Source organism: Achromobacter sp. CSND-B12, from assembly GCF_052906545.1.
On record NZ_JBREGJ010000001.1, the window covers coordinates 5,697,062 to 5,709,822 of the forward strand.

Annotated in this window: 15 protein-coding genes; 1 reads left to right on the plus strand and 14 read right to left on the minus strand. The window is 69.5% G+C overall.

Annotation, left to right across the window (positions count from 1 at the left end; all coding sequences use genetic code 11):
- Window position 1 precedes the first annotated feature (1 nt).
- The 13 genes from ACUTAG_RS26820 to ACUTAG_RS26880 all read right to left on the minus strand — a co-directional run bounded on the left by ACUTAG_RS26820 (window position 2) and on the right by ACUTAG_RS26880 (window position 10,976).
- Window positions 2-2,005: a heme lyase CcmF/NrfE family subunit gene (locus tag ACUTAG_RS26820; protein WP_024068523.1), complete on the minus strand. Its 2,004-nt coding sequence runs from the start codon at window positions 2,003-2,005 to the stop codon at window positions 2-4.
- Complete coding sequence (ccmE, locus tag ACUTAG_RS26825) at window positions 2,002-2,457, minus strand: cytochrome c maturation protein CcmE (protein ID WP_107316515.1); 456 nt, start codon at window positions 2,455-2,457, stop codon at window positions 2,002-2,004. Before ccmE ends, ACUTAG_RS26820 begins: the two co-directional genes overlap by 4 nt.
- Complete coding sequence (gene ccmD, locus ACUTAG_RS26830) at window positions 2,454-2,615, minus strand: heme exporter protein CcmD (RefSeq protein ID WP_020927183.1); 162 nt, start codon at window positions 2,613-2,615, stop codon at window positions 2,454-2,456. Before ccmD ends, ccmE begins: the two co-directional genes overlap by 4 nt.
- Window positions 2,612-3,385: a heme ABC transporter permease CcmC gene (ccmC, locus tag ACUTAG_RS26835; RefSeq protein WP_054448706.1), complete on the minus strand. Its 774-nt coding sequence runs from the start codon at window positions 3,383-3,385 to the stop codon at window positions 2,612-2,614. The genes ccmD and ccmC overlap by 4 nt, the downstream gene beginning before the upstream one ends.
- Before the next feature lie 12 nt (window positions 3,386-3,397).
- On the minus strand, window positions 3,398-4,063 hold the full coding sequence (ccmB, locus tag ACUTAG_RS26840) for a heme exporter protein CcmB (RefSeq protein ID WP_006394227.1): 666 nt from the start codon (window positions 4,061-4,063) through the stop codon (window positions 3,398-3,400).
- A complete protein-coding gene (gene ccmA, locus ACUTAG_RS26845) occupies window positions 4,029-4,745 on the minus strand; it encodes a heme ABC exporter ATP-binding protein CcmA (RefSeq protein ID WP_020927184.1) in 717 nt (238 codons plus the stop codon). The genes ccmB and ccmA overlap by 35 nt, the downstream gene beginning before the upstream one ends.
- Window positions 4,732-5,364, minus strand: a complete 633-nt coding sequence (locus tag ACUTAG_RS26850) for a cytochrome c3 family protein (protein ID WP_006384989.1) — start codon at window positions 5,362-5,364, stop codon at window positions 4,732-4,734. The genes ccmA and ACUTAG_RS26850 overlap by 14 nt, the downstream gene beginning before the upstream one ends.
- A gap of 16 nt (window positions 5,365-5,380) precedes the next feature.
- On the minus strand, window positions 5,381-5,857 hold the full coding sequence (locus ACUTAG_RS26855; protein ID WP_006384990.1) for a nitrate reductase cytochrome c-type subunit: 477 nt from the start codon (window positions 5,855-5,857) through the stop codon (window positions 5,381-5,383).
- Window positions 5,858-5,873: 16 nt separating this feature from the next.
- Window positions 5,874-8,369 carry a periplasmic nitrate reductase subunit alpha gene (gene napA / locus ACUTAG_RS26860; RefSeq protein ID WP_006384991.1) on the minus strand — a complete coding sequence of 832 codons (2,496 nt, stop codon included), beginning with the start codon at window positions 8,367-8,369 and terminating at the stop codon, window positions 5,874-5,876.
- Window positions 8,353-8,670 carry a chaperone NapD gene (locus ACUTAG_RS26865; protein ID WP_006384992.1) on the minus strand — a complete coding sequence of 106 codons (318 nt, stop codon included), beginning with the start codon at window positions 8,668-8,670 and terminating at the stop codon, window positions 8,353-8,355. The genes napA and ACUTAG_RS26865 overlap by 17 nt, the downstream gene beginning before the upstream one ends.
- A 23-nt stretch (window positions 8,671-8,693) precedes the next feature.
- On the minus strand, window positions 8,694-8,852 hold the full coding sequence (gene napE / locus ACUTAG_RS26870) for a periplasmic nitrate reductase, NapE protein (RefSeq protein ID WP_006384993.1): 159 nt from the start codon (window positions 8,850-8,852) through the stop codon (window positions 8,694-8,696).
- 310 nt (window positions 8,853-9,162) lie between these two features.
- Window positions 9,163-10,017: a 3-keto-5-aminohexanoate cleavage protein gene (locus tag ACUTAG_RS26875; RefSeq protein WP_148316701.1), complete on the minus strand. Its 855-nt coding sequence runs from the start codon at window positions 10,015-10,017 to the stop codon at window positions 9,163-9,165.
- Complete coding sequence (locus ACUTAG_RS26880; RefSeq protein WP_020927187.1) at window positions 10,014-10,976, minus strand: 3-hydroxyacyl-CoA dehydrogenase family protein; 963 nt, start codon at window positions 10,974-10,976, stop codon at window positions 10,014-10,016. Before ACUTAG_RS26880 ends, ACUTAG_RS26875 begins: the two co-directional genes overlap by 4 nt.
- 173 nt (window positions 10,977-11,149) lie before the next feature.
- On the opposite strand from ACUTAG_RS26880, the gene ACUTAG_RS26885 reads away from it, so the two are divergent.
- Window positions 11,150-12,058, plus strand: a complete 909-nt coding sequence (locus tag ACUTAG_RS26885) for a LysR family transcriptional regulator (RefSeq protein WP_035181706.1) — start codon at window positions 11,150-11,152, stop codon at window positions 12,056-12,058.
- A gap of 19 nt (window positions 12,059-12,077) precedes the next feature.
- Here the strand turns inward: ACUTAG_RS26885 and ACUTAG_RS26890 are convergent, their stop codons facing one another.
- Window positions 12,078-12,761 (minus strand): GntR family transcriptional regulator, encoded by a 684-nt coding sequence (locus tag ACUTAG_RS26890; protein ID WP_047992859.1) that lies wholly within the window; start codon window positions 12,759-12,761, stop codon window positions 12,078-12,080.

Genomic DNA, 12,761 nt, shown 5'->3' on the forward strand with positions numbered 1-12,761 from the left:
GTCAGTAGCCCTCGCGCGAGGCGGCCGGCATGGCGCCGGCGCGGGGATGGGGCGCGCGCACCGTTTCCTGGCGGTAGCGCCTGTCGCCCGCCGCCAGCAGGCCGCCGAGCGCCATCAGCAGGCAGCCCGACCAGATCCACGCCATGAACGGCTTGACCTGGATGCGCACCGTCCAGGCCGTGGCGCCGGCCGGTTCGCCCAGCGCCACGAACAGGTCGCGGGAGAAACCGCTGTCGATCGCGGCCTGGCTCAGCGGCATGTCCTGCACCGTGTAGTGGCGCTTTTCCGGGTACAGCGTGGTCACGGGCTGGCCGTCGGCGCGGGTGACGCGGAACTCGGCGCGCTGCGCGCTGTAGTTGGGGCCGCTGGCGGGCGCCAGCGCGGTGAAGGTGAAGCGGTAGCCGCCAGCCTCCTGCTCGGCGCCCAGCTCCAGCCGCAGTTCCTGCTTGACCTCGTAGCCGTTGGCCAGGGTGGCGCCGGCGATGAAGACGCCGATGCCGGCGTGGGCCAGCAGCATGCCGTACCAGGCGCGCGGCTGGCGCGCCAGCCGCCGCGGCCAGTGGCCGTCGCCGTCGGTCAGGCGCTGCCAGGCGTGCGCCGCCGCGCTGGCGACCGACCAGGCCGCCAGCCACAGGCCCAGGACCACCAGCGGCGAGCCCAGCCGCGCCGGGCCGGGCATGGCCAGCGGCAGCAGCACCGCCGTGGCCACGCTGACCGCGAACGCGATGCCCAGGCGCCGGCCCAGCTCGGGCACCTTGGCCTGCTTCCAGCGCGCCACCGGGCCGACGCCCATCAGGAAGATGGCCGGCGTCATCAGCGGCACGAACACGGCCTCGAAGTAGGGCGGGCCGATCGAGATCTTGCCCCAGTCCAGCACGTCCAGCACCACTGGATACAGCGTGCCCAGCAGCACCGAGGCGGCCGCCACGGTCAGCACCACGTTGTTGGCCAGCAGCAGCGATTCGCGCGACAGCAGGGCGAAACCGCCGCCCAGGCCGACCTTGGGCGCGCGCCAGGCGTACAGCGCGAGCGAGCCGCCGACCACCAGGGTCATGAAACCCAGGATGTACAGGCCGCGGCCCGGATCGACCGCGAAGGCGTGCACCGAGGTCAGCACGCCGGAGCGCACCAGGAAGGTACCCAGCAGGCTGAGCGAGAACGCGCAGATGGCCAGCAGCACCGTCCAGCTGCGGAAGGCGCCGCGCCGCTCGGTGACGATGAGCGAATGGATCAGCGCGGTGCCCGCCAGCCACGGCATGAAGGAGGCGTTCTCGACCGGGTCCCAGAACCACCAGCCGCCCCAGCCCAGCACGTAGTAGGCCCAGGCGCTGCCGAGCAGGATGCCGATGGTCAGGAAGGTCCAGGCCGCCAGCGTCCACGGCCGCACCCAGCGCGCCCACAGGGCGTCCAGCTCGCCCGACAGCAGCGCCGCGATGGCGAAGGCGAACGCCACCGAGAAGCCGACATAGCCCATGTACAGCATGGGCGGGTGCACGATCATGCCCGGGTCCTGCAGCAGCGGGTTGAGATCACGGCCGGCCATGGCCGGCGGCATCAGGCGTTCGAAGGGATTGGACAGGAACAGCAGGAACAGCAGGAAGCCGGCGCTGATCCAGCCCATCACCGCCAGCACCCGGGCGACGAAGGCCGGCGGCAGGCGCGCGCTGCGCAGCGCCACCGCCAGGGTCCAGGCGCTGAGCAGGTACAGCCACAGCAGCAGCGAGCCTTCGTGGCCGCCCCAGACAGCAGCGAAGCGGTAGGCGGCGGGCAGGTCGGCGTGCGAGTTGGCCGCCACGTACAGCACCGAATAGTCGTTTTGCAGGAACGACCAGGCCAGGCAGCCCATGGCCACGGTGGCCAGGCCGAACTGCGCCACGGCCGCCGGCCTCGCCACCGCCATGCCCGGCCGCCAGGCCGTGGCGGCGCCGACCAGCGGCAGCGTGCCTTGCACCAGCGCCGCCAGCAGCGCCAGGATCAGGCTGAAAAGGCCGATCTCCGGGATCATCGCGCGTCCGCCCGCGCCGTGTTGCTGGTGGCGCCAGCGGCGGCCCGCTTGAGCGCGTCGGCGGCCTCGGGCGGCATGTAGTTCTCGTCGTGCTTGGCCAGCACCTCCGAGGCATAGAACACGCCGTCGGCGTCGAGCTTGCCTGCGGCCACCACGCCCTTGCCCTCGCGGAACAGGTCGGGCAGCAGGCCCTGGTAGGTGACGGGAACCGCGTGCGCGGTGTCGGTGACGATGAAGCGCAGCCGCAGGCCATCGCGTTGAACCGAGCCTTCCTGCACCAGGCCGCCGACGCGGAAACTGCCGCTGGCGGGCGCCTCGCGCGCCGCCACCTGGGTCGGCGTGAAGAAGAACACCAGGTTCGATTGCAGCGCATTGAGCACCAGCGCGACGGCCGCGGCCAGCAGGCCCAGGCCGCCCAGCAGCGCCAGCACGCGGCGCCGGCGCGGGCTCATCGGCCGTCCCCGGCGCGCAGGCGGGCGGCGCGGCGGCGCGCCCGCGCCCGGCGCCACAGTGTGCCGGCTTCCCAGGCGATCAGGGCGAGTGTGACGCCGTAGGCGCCCAGCAGGTAGGGGCCATGGCCCTGCAACGAGAACAGCGCGTCCCAGCTCATCGGCGCTCCCGGGGCGGTTCGGCCGAGGCCGGCTCGCGTTCGGCGATGATGCCGCGCACCCGCGCCAGCGACGCGGCCGCGCTGTACAGCCAGAACGCCGCCACCATCAGCAGCATGGCCGCCAGCATGACGCGGGCCATGCTGGGGGCGGTGGTCAGGTTGATCGAGGCGCCCTGGTGCAGCGTGCTCCACCAGCGCACCGAGAAATAGATGATGGGCACGTTGACCACGCCGGCCAGCAGCAGGATGGCGCCGCCGCGGTCGCCGCGGCGCGGATCGTCGCTGGCCGCCTGCAGCGCCATGAAGCCCAGGTACAGGAACAGCAGGATCAGTTCCGAGGTCAGGCGCGCGTCCCACACCCACCAGGCGCCCCAGGTCGGCTTGCCCCACAGCGCGCCGGTCCACAGCGTCAGGAACGTGAACAGGGCGCCGGTGGGCGCCAGCGCCCGCATCATCATGAACGACAGCCGCGTCTGCAGGATCAGGCCGAGCGCGGCGTACAGCGCCATCACCAGGTACAGGAACATCGACATCCAGGCCGCCGCCACGTGGATGAAGAGGATGCGGTAGACCTCGCCCTGCTGGCTGTCGACCGGGGCCTTGACCAGGCCCACGTAGAGGCCGGCGGCGGCGAACAGCGCCGCGGCCAGCGCCAGCCACGGGATCAGCCTGCCGGCCAGAGGATAGAAGCGCTGCGGCGCGGCGTAGCGCAGCCAGCCGGGACGCGCGGGCGGGGTCGGCAGCAGGGTGAGATGCGGGGGCAAATGCATGATGGCCGGTCCTCAGTCCAACGCCACGCGCAGCGCGGCCGAGGCGCTCCACGGGCACAGCAGCAGCGCCAGGCACAGGCCGGCGCCCAGCAACGACAATTGCGGGCCGGCGCCCAGGCCGGCGTGGACGGCCGCCACCGCGCCGCTGCCGAAGATCAGCACCGGCACGTACAGCGGCAGCACCAGCAGCGGCAGCAGCGCGCCGCCGCGCAGGCCCAGCGTCAGCGCCGCGCCCAGCCCGCCGACCAGCGCCAGCGTCGGCGTGCCCAGCAGCAGCGACAACGCCAGCACGCCGATGGCGCCCGGCGTCAGGCCGAACTGCAGCGCCAGCACCGGGCTGGCCAGGATCAGCGGCAGGCAGCTGCTGAACCAGTGCGCGGCCAGCTTGGTGGCCACCAGCACGGGCAGGGGGTGCGGCGACACCAGCAGCTGCTCCAGCGCGCCGTTGTCGTAGTCCTGGGCGAAGGGGCGTTGCAGCGTCAGCAGGATGCCGAGCAGGGCGCAGACCCACAGCACGCCCGGGCCGATGGCCGCCAGCAGCGCCGGGTCGGGGCCGATGGCCAGCGGGAACAGCGAACCCGCCACCACGAAGAACAGCGTCGCGCCCAGCGTTTCCGCCGGCCGCCTCCAGGCCAGCCGCAGTTCACGGCGCGCCAACTGCCACAGCGTTGCCAGCATCGGCGTAGTCGTCCATGTCCAGGGTTTGCGTGTCGGCCAAGGCCAGGTCCGGGGGGCGGTGCGAGGCCACCACGGCCAGGCCGCCGCCGGCCAGGTGCGCGGCCAGCGCCTGGTCCAGCAGCGCGAGGCTGGCGGCGTCCAGCCCCGCGTCGGGCTCGTCCAGCAGCCACAGCGGCTTGCGCGCCAGCACCGTGGCGGCCAGCGCCAGCCGTCGGCCCTGGCCTTGCGACAGGCGCGCCGCCGGCTGGTCGGCGCAGGCCTGCAGGCGCCAGGCGCGCAGCGCCGGGCCGGCGTCGACCGCGGGCGCGCCGGCGATCGCCAGCGCATAGCGCAGGTTGTCGGCCGCGCTCAGTTCGCCGCACAGCCCGTTGCCGTGCGACAGGAATGCCATCTGCGCATAGTAGGCGGCCGGATCGCGGCGGATGTCGCGGCCGCGCCATTGCACGCCGCCCGCCAGCGGCCGCAGCAGGCCGGCCAGCATGCGCAACAGGCTGGTCTTGCCGCTGCCGTTGGCGCCGCGCACCCGCAGCAGCTGGCCGGGAGCCAGCGCCAGGTCGATGGGGGCCGCCGCGCCGCGCCGGCCGACCAGGCCGAACGCGCGCAGGCCGGCGTCCGCCGCGGCGTTGGCGCTGTCCGTCCCGGCGCCGGCCAGGGCGGCGAAGGGTGGATCAGCGGGCCGCATGCGGGCTTTCCGTTCCGTTCAGGCCGGGCACCGACGACAGTTCGCCGGGCGGAATGTTGGGCAACTTGTGGGCGATGCCCTTGTGGCAGTCGATGCAGGTCTTGCTCTTGTCGGCCAGGTAGGTCGAATGCATGTTCTGGGCGCGCACGCTCTGGCGCGTGAAATCCATGTAGTCGTAGTTGTGGCAGTTGCGGCATTCCAGCGAATCGTTGGCCTTGAAGCGGGCCCATTCGTGCCTGGCCAGCTCCAGCCGCTTGTCGACGAATTTCTCGCGCGTGTCGATGGTGCCGAAGATCTTGCCCCAGACCTCCTTGGACGCTTGCATCTTGCGGGCGATCTTGTCGGTCCAGTTGTGCGGCACGTGGCAGTCGGAACACAGGGCGCGCACGCCCGAGCGGTTGGTGAAGTGGATGGTGCCCTTGAGTTCGGCGTAGACGTTGTCGCGCATCTCGTGGCAGCCGGTGCAGAACTTCTCGGTGTTGGTGAATTCCATGGCGGTGTTGAAGGCGCCCCAGAACAGGATGCCGCCGATGAAGCCGCCCACCGTCAGGAAACCCAGGCTGAAGTGCACGCTGGGCCGGCGGATGATGTTCCAGTAGCGCTTGATGAGTTTGACCATGGCGGTTCCCCGTGCCTTACTTCTTGTCGGACGCCGGGGCGGTCAGGCGCTTGAGGATCACGTCGATGTCCTGGTAGGTGTTGGACACCAGCGGTTTGGCCTCGGCCTGCGGCACGTGGCACTGCACGCAGAAGTAGCGCCGCGGCGACACCTCGGCCAGCACGTTGCTGTCGCGATCCATGTAGTGGGTCACGCTCAGCGGCGGCGCCTGGGTCTCCTCGGTGTTGACGCGGGCGTGGCAGGCCAGGCAGCGGTTGAAGTTCTTGTCGATCTGGTAGCCGTCGATGCTGTGCGGGATGGTGGGCGGTTGCATCGAATAGGTGCGCATCCGCTTGATGTCCTTGTTCTCGATCGGGCTGATCAGCGGCGGGTCGGTCTCGTCGGCGATGGGCGTGGGGCCGCGCATCGGGTCCTGTACCTCGAACGGCGGCGCGGCCCAGGCCGCGATGCTACAGGCTGCGCACAATACGAAAGCGAGGGCGCGTCGATTCATGGCTGTCTCCGGTGCGTCAGACCTTGACGATCTTGACCGCGCACTTCTTGAAGTCGGTCTGGAACGAGATCGGGTCGGTGGCGTCCAGCGTGACCTTGTTGATCAGCTGGCCGGCATCGAACCACGGCACGAACACCAGGCCGCGCGGCGGCTTGTCGCGCCCGCGCGTTTCCAGCCGGGTGCGCATCTTGCCGCGCCGCGAGATGATCTCGACCTCGACCCCGCGCCGCAGGCCCATGGCCTGCGCGTCGTCCGGGTGCATGAAACAGACCGCGTTGGGAAAGGCCCGGTACAGCTCGGGCACCCGCCGCGTCATCGAGCCGGAGTGCCAGTGTTCCAGCACCCGTCCGGTCGACAGCCAGAACGGATATTCCTTGTCCGGCGATTCGGGGGGCGGCTCGTAGGGCAGGGCATAGATGATGGCGCGGCCGTCCGGGTTGCCGTAGAACTCGAAGCCGGCGCCCGGCTTGACGTACGGATCGCTGCCCTCGCGGTAGCGCCACAGCGTTTCCTTGCCCTTGACCACCGGCCAGCGCAATCCGCGCACCTCGTGGTAGGTGTCGAAGGGCGCCAGGTCGTGGCCGTGGCCGCGGCCGAATTCGGCATATTCCTCGAACAGCCCCTTCTGCGCATAGAAGCCGAAGGCATCGGCCTCCTGGTTGGCGTAGTCCTTGTCGCGCTCGGTGTTGGGATAGCGGTTGACCTTGCCGTTGGCGAACAGCACGTCGAACAGGGTCTTGTCGCGGTATTCGGGTTTCTTGGCCAGCAGGTCGGCCGGCCAGACTTCCTCGACCTTGAAGCGCTTGGAAAACTCCATCAGCTGCCACAGGTCGGAACGCGCCTGGCCCGGCGCGTTGACCAACTGGTGCCAGAACTGCGTGCGGCGCTCGGCGTTGCCGTAGGCGCCTTCCTTCTCCACCCACATGGCGGCCGGCAGGATCAGGTCGGCCGAGATGGTGGTGACGGTCGGGTAGGCGTCGGACACGACGATGAAGTTGTCCGGATTGCGGTAGCCCGGCAGCCCCTCGTTCATCAGGTTGGCGGCCGCCTGCATGTTGTTGTTGACCATCACCCAGTAGGCGTTGATCTTGCCGTCTTTCAGCATGCGGTTCTGCAGCACCGCGTGCGCCCCGACCTTCTCCGGGATGGTGCCGGCCGGCAACTGCCAGATTTCCTCGGCGTGGGCGCGGTGCTTGGGATTGGTCACCACCAGGTCGGCCGGCAGCCGATGCGAGAACGTGCCAACCTCGCGCGCCGTGCCACAGGCCGAGGGCTGGCCGGTCAGCGAGAACGGACTGTTGCCCGGCGTCGAGATCTTGCCGGTCAGCAGGTGGATGTTGTAGACCATGTTGTTGGCCCACACCCCGCGCGTGTGCTGGTTAAAGCCCATGGTCCAGAACGACGTCACCCGCAGCTTGGGGTCGGCGTACATTTCGGCCAGGTCCTGCAGCGACTTCTTCGGCACGCCCGTCAGCTTGGCGGTGTAGTCCAGGTCGTAGCGCGACACGAACTTGGCGAACTCGTCGAACGTCATCGGCTTGGAGCCGCCGGCGTCGTTGGCGTTCTTGGCCGCCTTCTGCAGCGGATGGTCGGGCCGCAGCCCGTAGCCGATATCGGTATTGCCCTCGCGGAACACCGTGTGCTTGTCGACGAACTCGCGGTTCACGCGCTTGGTCTGGATGATGTGGTTGGCGATGTAGTTCAGGATCGCCAGGTCGGTCTGCGGCGTGAAGGTCAGTGTCAGGTCGGCCAGCTCGTAGGAGCGGTGCTCGAAGGTCGACAGCACCGCCACCTTGGTCTTGGGCGCCGACAGCCGCCGGTCGGTGACGCGGGTCCACAGGATCGGATGCATCTCCGCCATGTTCGAGCCCCACAGGACGAACACGTCGGCGTTCTCGATATCGTCATAACAGCCCATCGGCTCGTCGGCGCCGAAGGTCCGCATGAACCCCACCGCCGCCGACGCCATGCAGTGGCGCGCGTTCGGGTCCAGGTTGTTGGAGCGGAACCCCGCCTTCATCAGCTTGAGCGCGGCATAGCCTTCCCACACCGTCCACTGGCCCGAGCCGAACATGCCGACGGCCTCCGGCCCCTTGTCCTTGAGCACGCGCTTGAACTGCTCGGCCATCACGTCGAAGGCCTGGTCCCACGACACCGGCGCGAACTCGCCATCCTTGGCGTACTTGCCGTCCTTCATGCGCAGCAGCGGCTGCGTCAGCCGGTCGTTGCCGTACATGATCTTGGACAGGAAATAGCCCTTGACGCAGTTCAGCCCCTTGTTGACCTCGGCATTGAAGTCGCCATGCGTGGCCACCACCTGGTTGTCCTTGACCGCGACGTTCACGCCGCAACCGGTCCCGCAGAACCTACAGGGCGCCTTGGACCACTTGAGCTTGGCCGCCTCCGACTCGGTCACGATGTTCTGCGTGTAGCCCACCACCGGAATCCCCGCCACCGTGGCGGCCGCGGCGGCGGCGGACTGCTTGATGAAATCCCTACGGGCCATTGCCATCGTCGATCTCCTCGTTCATCGCGGCCAGCGTGTCGGCGTGCTGGTACACCAGCGCCGACGCCAGCACGCCATCCAGTCGCTGGATCTGCGAGATCCGCGCCATCATGTCGTCAGTGGAGGGGGCTTCCAGCGTCACCACCAGCTTGCCCGTCTCGGACGCGCCATGGATCTCGGCGCCCGCGATCGCGAGCACCGCAAGGCGCACCTCGTCCAGCCGCCGCGGCGTGGCATGCACGACCAGGCTGGCGATATGCAATTCGGGGGAAGCCGGCGCGGCGGCCGGGGAAGGATGCGCGGACATGGGGTCGGTTCCGTCGGTACGCATCAGCTGCCCGGCGGACCGGCAAACAACTGATAGAACCAAACCATGAAACCGTAGCCCGCGACGATGATCACCGTAAGAACGGGGGCCATGACCGCCGTCAGGAACAGAAAACTTCGCAGTTCCTGCGGCTTCGTGTAGCCATCAGACTCGTTTGACACACACCACCTCACCAGACAGTCGGGGTATTGCGTTTAACGTGCGGATGTCGAAGTTTTTAGCAGATGCGTTTCAGACGCGTCAATGTTGCACCACAGCGCAATAATTCGCGGTGGCATTATGTGCTGATATATATAACGAGAGGAACAGCGCACTCCCCACTCATCCCCACTCAATAAGCGACTGAACGCGAACCCAGCCCCCGGGACCCGCGACCGCGAACGGATCGCGTATGTCCATGCAGGCCGCGCAGGGCGGCCCAAGCAAGATGTCCATGGCCAGCAATCAAATACAGGCCGTATCAATCAACCGCTAACCAATCGCCCCATAGATCCGCCGCGCCTCGGCGGCATCCGCCACCGGCCGCCCCAAAGCAATCGCCCCTTCCACCGCCTGCCGCACCAACTCGCCATTTCCCGAAGCCACCGAACCATCCCGCAGCTTCAGATTATTCTCGAACCCCACTCGCATATGCCCCCCGAACGCCGCTGCCGTCGTCACGCAGGCATTCTCCTGCGCCCCGAACGCGCACACCGCCCACGGCAGCGAATGATCGTAGGCCGCCAGGAACGGCAGCAGGTCATAGGCCGACGACGTCTGTCCCACGCTGTAGCGCCCCAGCACGAACAGCACCGACCACGCGCCCGGCGGCACCAGCCCCCGCGCGCGCAGCGACAGCCAGCGCCGCACATCGCCCTCGTCGTACAGAATGATCTGCGTCATGATGCGCCGCTCTGCCACCCAGGCCAGGAACGCCGCAAGCTCGTCTTCCGGAATCTCCGGCACGGCGATCTCGCGCAGGCCGATCGACACCGCTTCCGGCTGCAGCTCGCGCACCAGCGCCATCTGCTCGGCCGCCTTGTACACGCCGGCCGCCTCGCTCGTCACCTGCACCAGCAGCTCGTCGCCGACCGCGCGGCGCACGGCCGCCAGCGCATCGCGGTAGGCCTGCGCGTCCAGCAGATGGCTGCCGTCCGGCTTGCGCACGTGCATGTGCATCATTGCCGCGCCCGCATCCAGGCAGGCGCGGGCTTCCTGCGCCAGGGCCTCGGCCGTCAGCGGCACCGCCGGATGGTCGGCGGCCTTCTTGTAGGCGCCGTTGGGCGCCACCGTCACGATGACGGGCAACTCGGCCAGGGCGGGGCGGGGGAACTGGACGGCGCTCACGGCTGGATCTCCGGCAGTTCCGGCGCAATCAGGTCCAGGCCCGCGCGCAGCAGCCGGTCATAGCGCGCGCGCTCGGCGGCGATGGTCTCCGGCGTCCAGGCATAGAAGCCTTCGCCCGCCTTCATACCGTGGCGGCCGTCGGCGGCGCGCTCGGTCAGGCAGCGCGCCGGATGGTCGTCATTGCAGAACGTCGGGTACATGGTCGCGCCCGCCGCCGCGTGCACGTCGATGCCGGCGTGGTCGCGCTGCATCACCGGGCCGGCCGCCAGGAAGCGGAAACCGAAACCGAAGCGCACCGCCGCGTCCACGTCCTCGGGCGAGGCGATGCCGCGGTCGATCAGGTTGAAGGCCTCGCGCGACAACGCATGCTGCAGGCGATTGGCGAGAAAACCGGGCAGGTCCTGGCGCACCTTGACCGGCACGCTGCCGCAGCGGCGCATGAAGGCGATCAGCGCGTCGGCGCGGGCCTCGTCGCTGGTCTCGGCCATCACCACCTCGACCAGCGGCACCAGGTGCGCCGGCATGAAGAAGTGCAGGCCCAGCATGCGCTCGCGCGTGGCCAGGCCCTGGCCGATGGCGCTGATCGGGAAACTGGAACTGTTGCTCGCCAGGATGGCGTCGGGCCGCGCCCGGCGCACCAGCTCGGCGAACAGCGCCTGCTTGATGTCCAGCCGCTCCGGCACGCATTCGATCACCAGGTCGACGCTGGCCCAGTCCACCTGGTCCAGGCTGGCCGCCGTGGCCAGTTGCGCCACCTGGGCCTCGCGGCCGATGGTCTTGAGGTTCTCCGCCACCCGCGCCGGCAATGCGGCCGCGCGCGCCGCGTCCGGCTCGATCACCGTCGTGCGGCAGGCGGCGCGCGTCAGCACCACCGCCACGTCGGCGCCCATGGTGCCGCCGCCCACCACCACCGCATGCGCCGCGCCCGGATTGGGCAGGGCCTTCGCGTCCGTCTGCATGGTTTGCTCCTTGTTCTGAACCCGCTGTTGCATCTCTCGTCTGTGCCCGCGCTTGTGTCGGCGCGCATGACTGTATTGGGCGCCGAGTGTAGAGAAGCTTGTTTGATTGATGAATCAGATTTTTTGGATAGAATAATCGATAAATCGGATCAATGAGCCAGGCGCAGGACGGCATGCAGATCAATCTTTCGATGCGCGACATCGACACCACCCTGGTGCTGGGTCGCACCCTCAACTTCCGCCAGGCGGCGGCGCAGTTGCACCTGTCGCAGTCGGCCCTGTCCACGCAGATCCAGCGCATCGAGGAGGCGCTGGGCGTGCGGCTGTTCGACCGCACCACCCGCACCGTGCGGCTGACGGCGGCGGGCGAGGTCTTCATGCAGCAGGCCGCCGCCCTGCAGGTGGCCTTCCGCGACGCCATTGCCGCGGTCAGCGGCATCGCCAGCGCCGAGCACGGCCAGGTGTCGGTGGCGGCGCTGCCGTCGCTGGCCGCGCGCCTGTTGCCGCGGGTGTTGATGGCCTACCGCCAGGCGCATCCGCAGGTGGCGCTGAAGGTGCGCGACACGCTGTCGGGGCCGGCCTTCGACCTGGTGCGCGCCGGCGACGTGGACTTCGCGCTGACCGCCGCCGATCCGCAGCACGCCGACCTGCATTACCAGCCGCTGATGTCCGACAGCTTCCTGCTGCTGATCCCCGAGGCGCATCCGCTGGCGCGATCCAGGGGGCCACTGCGCTGGGCCGACACGGCCGGCGCGGCGCACGTGTCGATGGTGCATCCGAGCAGCGTGCGCCAGTACACCGAATGGGCCTTCCTGCAGAACCGCATCCGCTTCACGCCGGCCTTCGAGGCCGAACACCTGACCACCATCGTGGCGATGGTGGAGTGCGGTTTCGGGGTGGCGGCATTGCCGGAAATCGCGGCCGGCGCGGTGGCGCAGAACGGCATCGTGCAGCGGCCGCTGACCGGCCCCGTGGCCGAACGCTCGATCGGGCTGGTGACGGCGCGCAACCGCAGCCTGCCGCCGGCGGCCGCGGCGCTGGTGGCGATGCTGCGGCAGTATCTGGCTGAAGAGGCGCGTTGAGGTCGCGGCGGGGGCGGCCTCAGGCGCCGCGGCGCGCCTGTTCCGACGCGAGGTAGGCGTCGCGCGAGGGCAGCAGGTGCTCGCGGCACAGCGTCATCAGCGCGGCGCGGTCGCCGTCGCGCAGGGCGTGGATCATGGCCCAGTGTTCCTGGCGGGCGCGTTCGCGGTAATTGGCGGCCGCCAGCGAACCGAAGCGGATCGGATGGGTGCGGCGCGCGTATTCCTCGATGGCCTGGCCCAGCACCGCGTTGTCCAGCAGCCCGAACAACTCGCGGTGAAAGCGCTGGTTGCTGCGGAACACGCGGCGCGCGTCGCCATCGGCCACGGCGGCGTCGTGCTCGCGCTGCACCGCCGTCAACGCCGCCAGCCGCGCGGGCGGCACCGGCAGCGGCATCAGGCTGGCGGCGTGCACCTCCAGCACCTCACGCAGCGCGTACAGCTCCATCACCTCGCGCGCCGAGAAGGCCCGCACCACCGCGCCGACGTTGCGCTTGCGCTCGACCACGCCCAGCAGTTCCAACTCCACCAGCACCTGGCGCACCGCGTGGCGCTTCATGTCGAAGCGCGCCATCAGCTCGTCCTCGGTCAGCCGCTCGCGCGGATGCAGCCGGCCGAAGACGATGTCTTCCTCCAGCGCGGCGACCGCCGCCGCCAGGGCGTCGGGCGCTTGCGGTTCGTGGGCGGCGGGAGTGATGGCGTTCAT

Excerpts from the sequence above, each read along its gene's own strand:
- ACUTAG_RS26885 (WP_035181706.1), top strand. The coding sequence starts at position 11,150 with ATGCAGATCAATCTTTCGATGCGCGACATCGACACCACCCTGGTGCTG.
- ACUTAG_RS26850 (WP_006384989.1), bottom strand. The coding sequence starts at position 5,364 with ATGGTCAAACTCATCAAGCGCTACTGGAACATCATCCGCCGGCCCAGC.
- ACUTAG_RS26890 (WP_047992859.1), bottom strand. The coding sequence starts at position 12,761 with ATGAACGCCATCACTCCCGCCGCCCACGAACCGCAAGCGCCCGACGCC.
- ccmD (WP_020927183.1), bottom strand. The coding sequence starts at position 2,615 with ATGAGCTGGGACGCGCTGTTCTCGTTGCAGGGCCATGGCCCCTACCTG.
- napA (WP_006384991.1), bottom strand. The coding sequence starts at position 8,369 with ATGGCAATGGCCCGTAGGGATTTCATCAAGCAGTCCGCCGCCGCCGCG.
- ccmE (WP_107316515.1), bottom strand. The coding sequence starts at position 2,457 with ATGAGCCCGCGCCGGCGCCGCGTGCTGGCGCTGCTGGGCGGCCTGGGC.
- ACUTAG_RS26820 (WP_024068523.1), bottom strand. The coding sequence starts at position 2,005 with ATGATCCCGGAGATCGGCCTTTTCAGCCTGATCCTGGCGCTGCTGGCG.
- ACUTAG_RS26865 (WP_006384992.1), bottom strand. The coding sequence starts at position 8,670 with ATGTCCGCGCATCCTTCCCCGGCCGCCGCGCCGGCTTCCCCCGAATTG.
- ccmA (WP_020927184.1), bottom strand. The coding sequence starts at position 4,745 with ATGCGGCCCGCTGATCCACCCTTCGCCGCCCTGGCCGGCGCCGGGACG.
- ACUTAG_RS26855 (WP_006384990.1), bottom strand. The coding sequence starts at position 5,857 with ATGAATCGACGCGCCCTCGCTTTCGTATTGTGCGCAGCCTGTAGCATC.
- ccmB (WP_006394227.1), bottom strand. The coding sequence starts at position 4,063 with ATGCTGGCAACGCTGTGGCAGTTGGCGCGCCGTGAACTGCGGCTGGCC.
- ccmC (WP_054448706.1), bottom strand. The coding sequence starts at position 3,385 with ATGCATTTGCCCCCGCATCTCACCCTGCTGCCGACCCCGCCCGCGCGT.
- ACUTAG_RS26880 (WP_020927187.1), bottom strand. The coding sequence starts at position 10,976 with ATGCAGACGGACGCGAAGGCCCTGCCCAATCCGGGCGCGGCGCATGCG.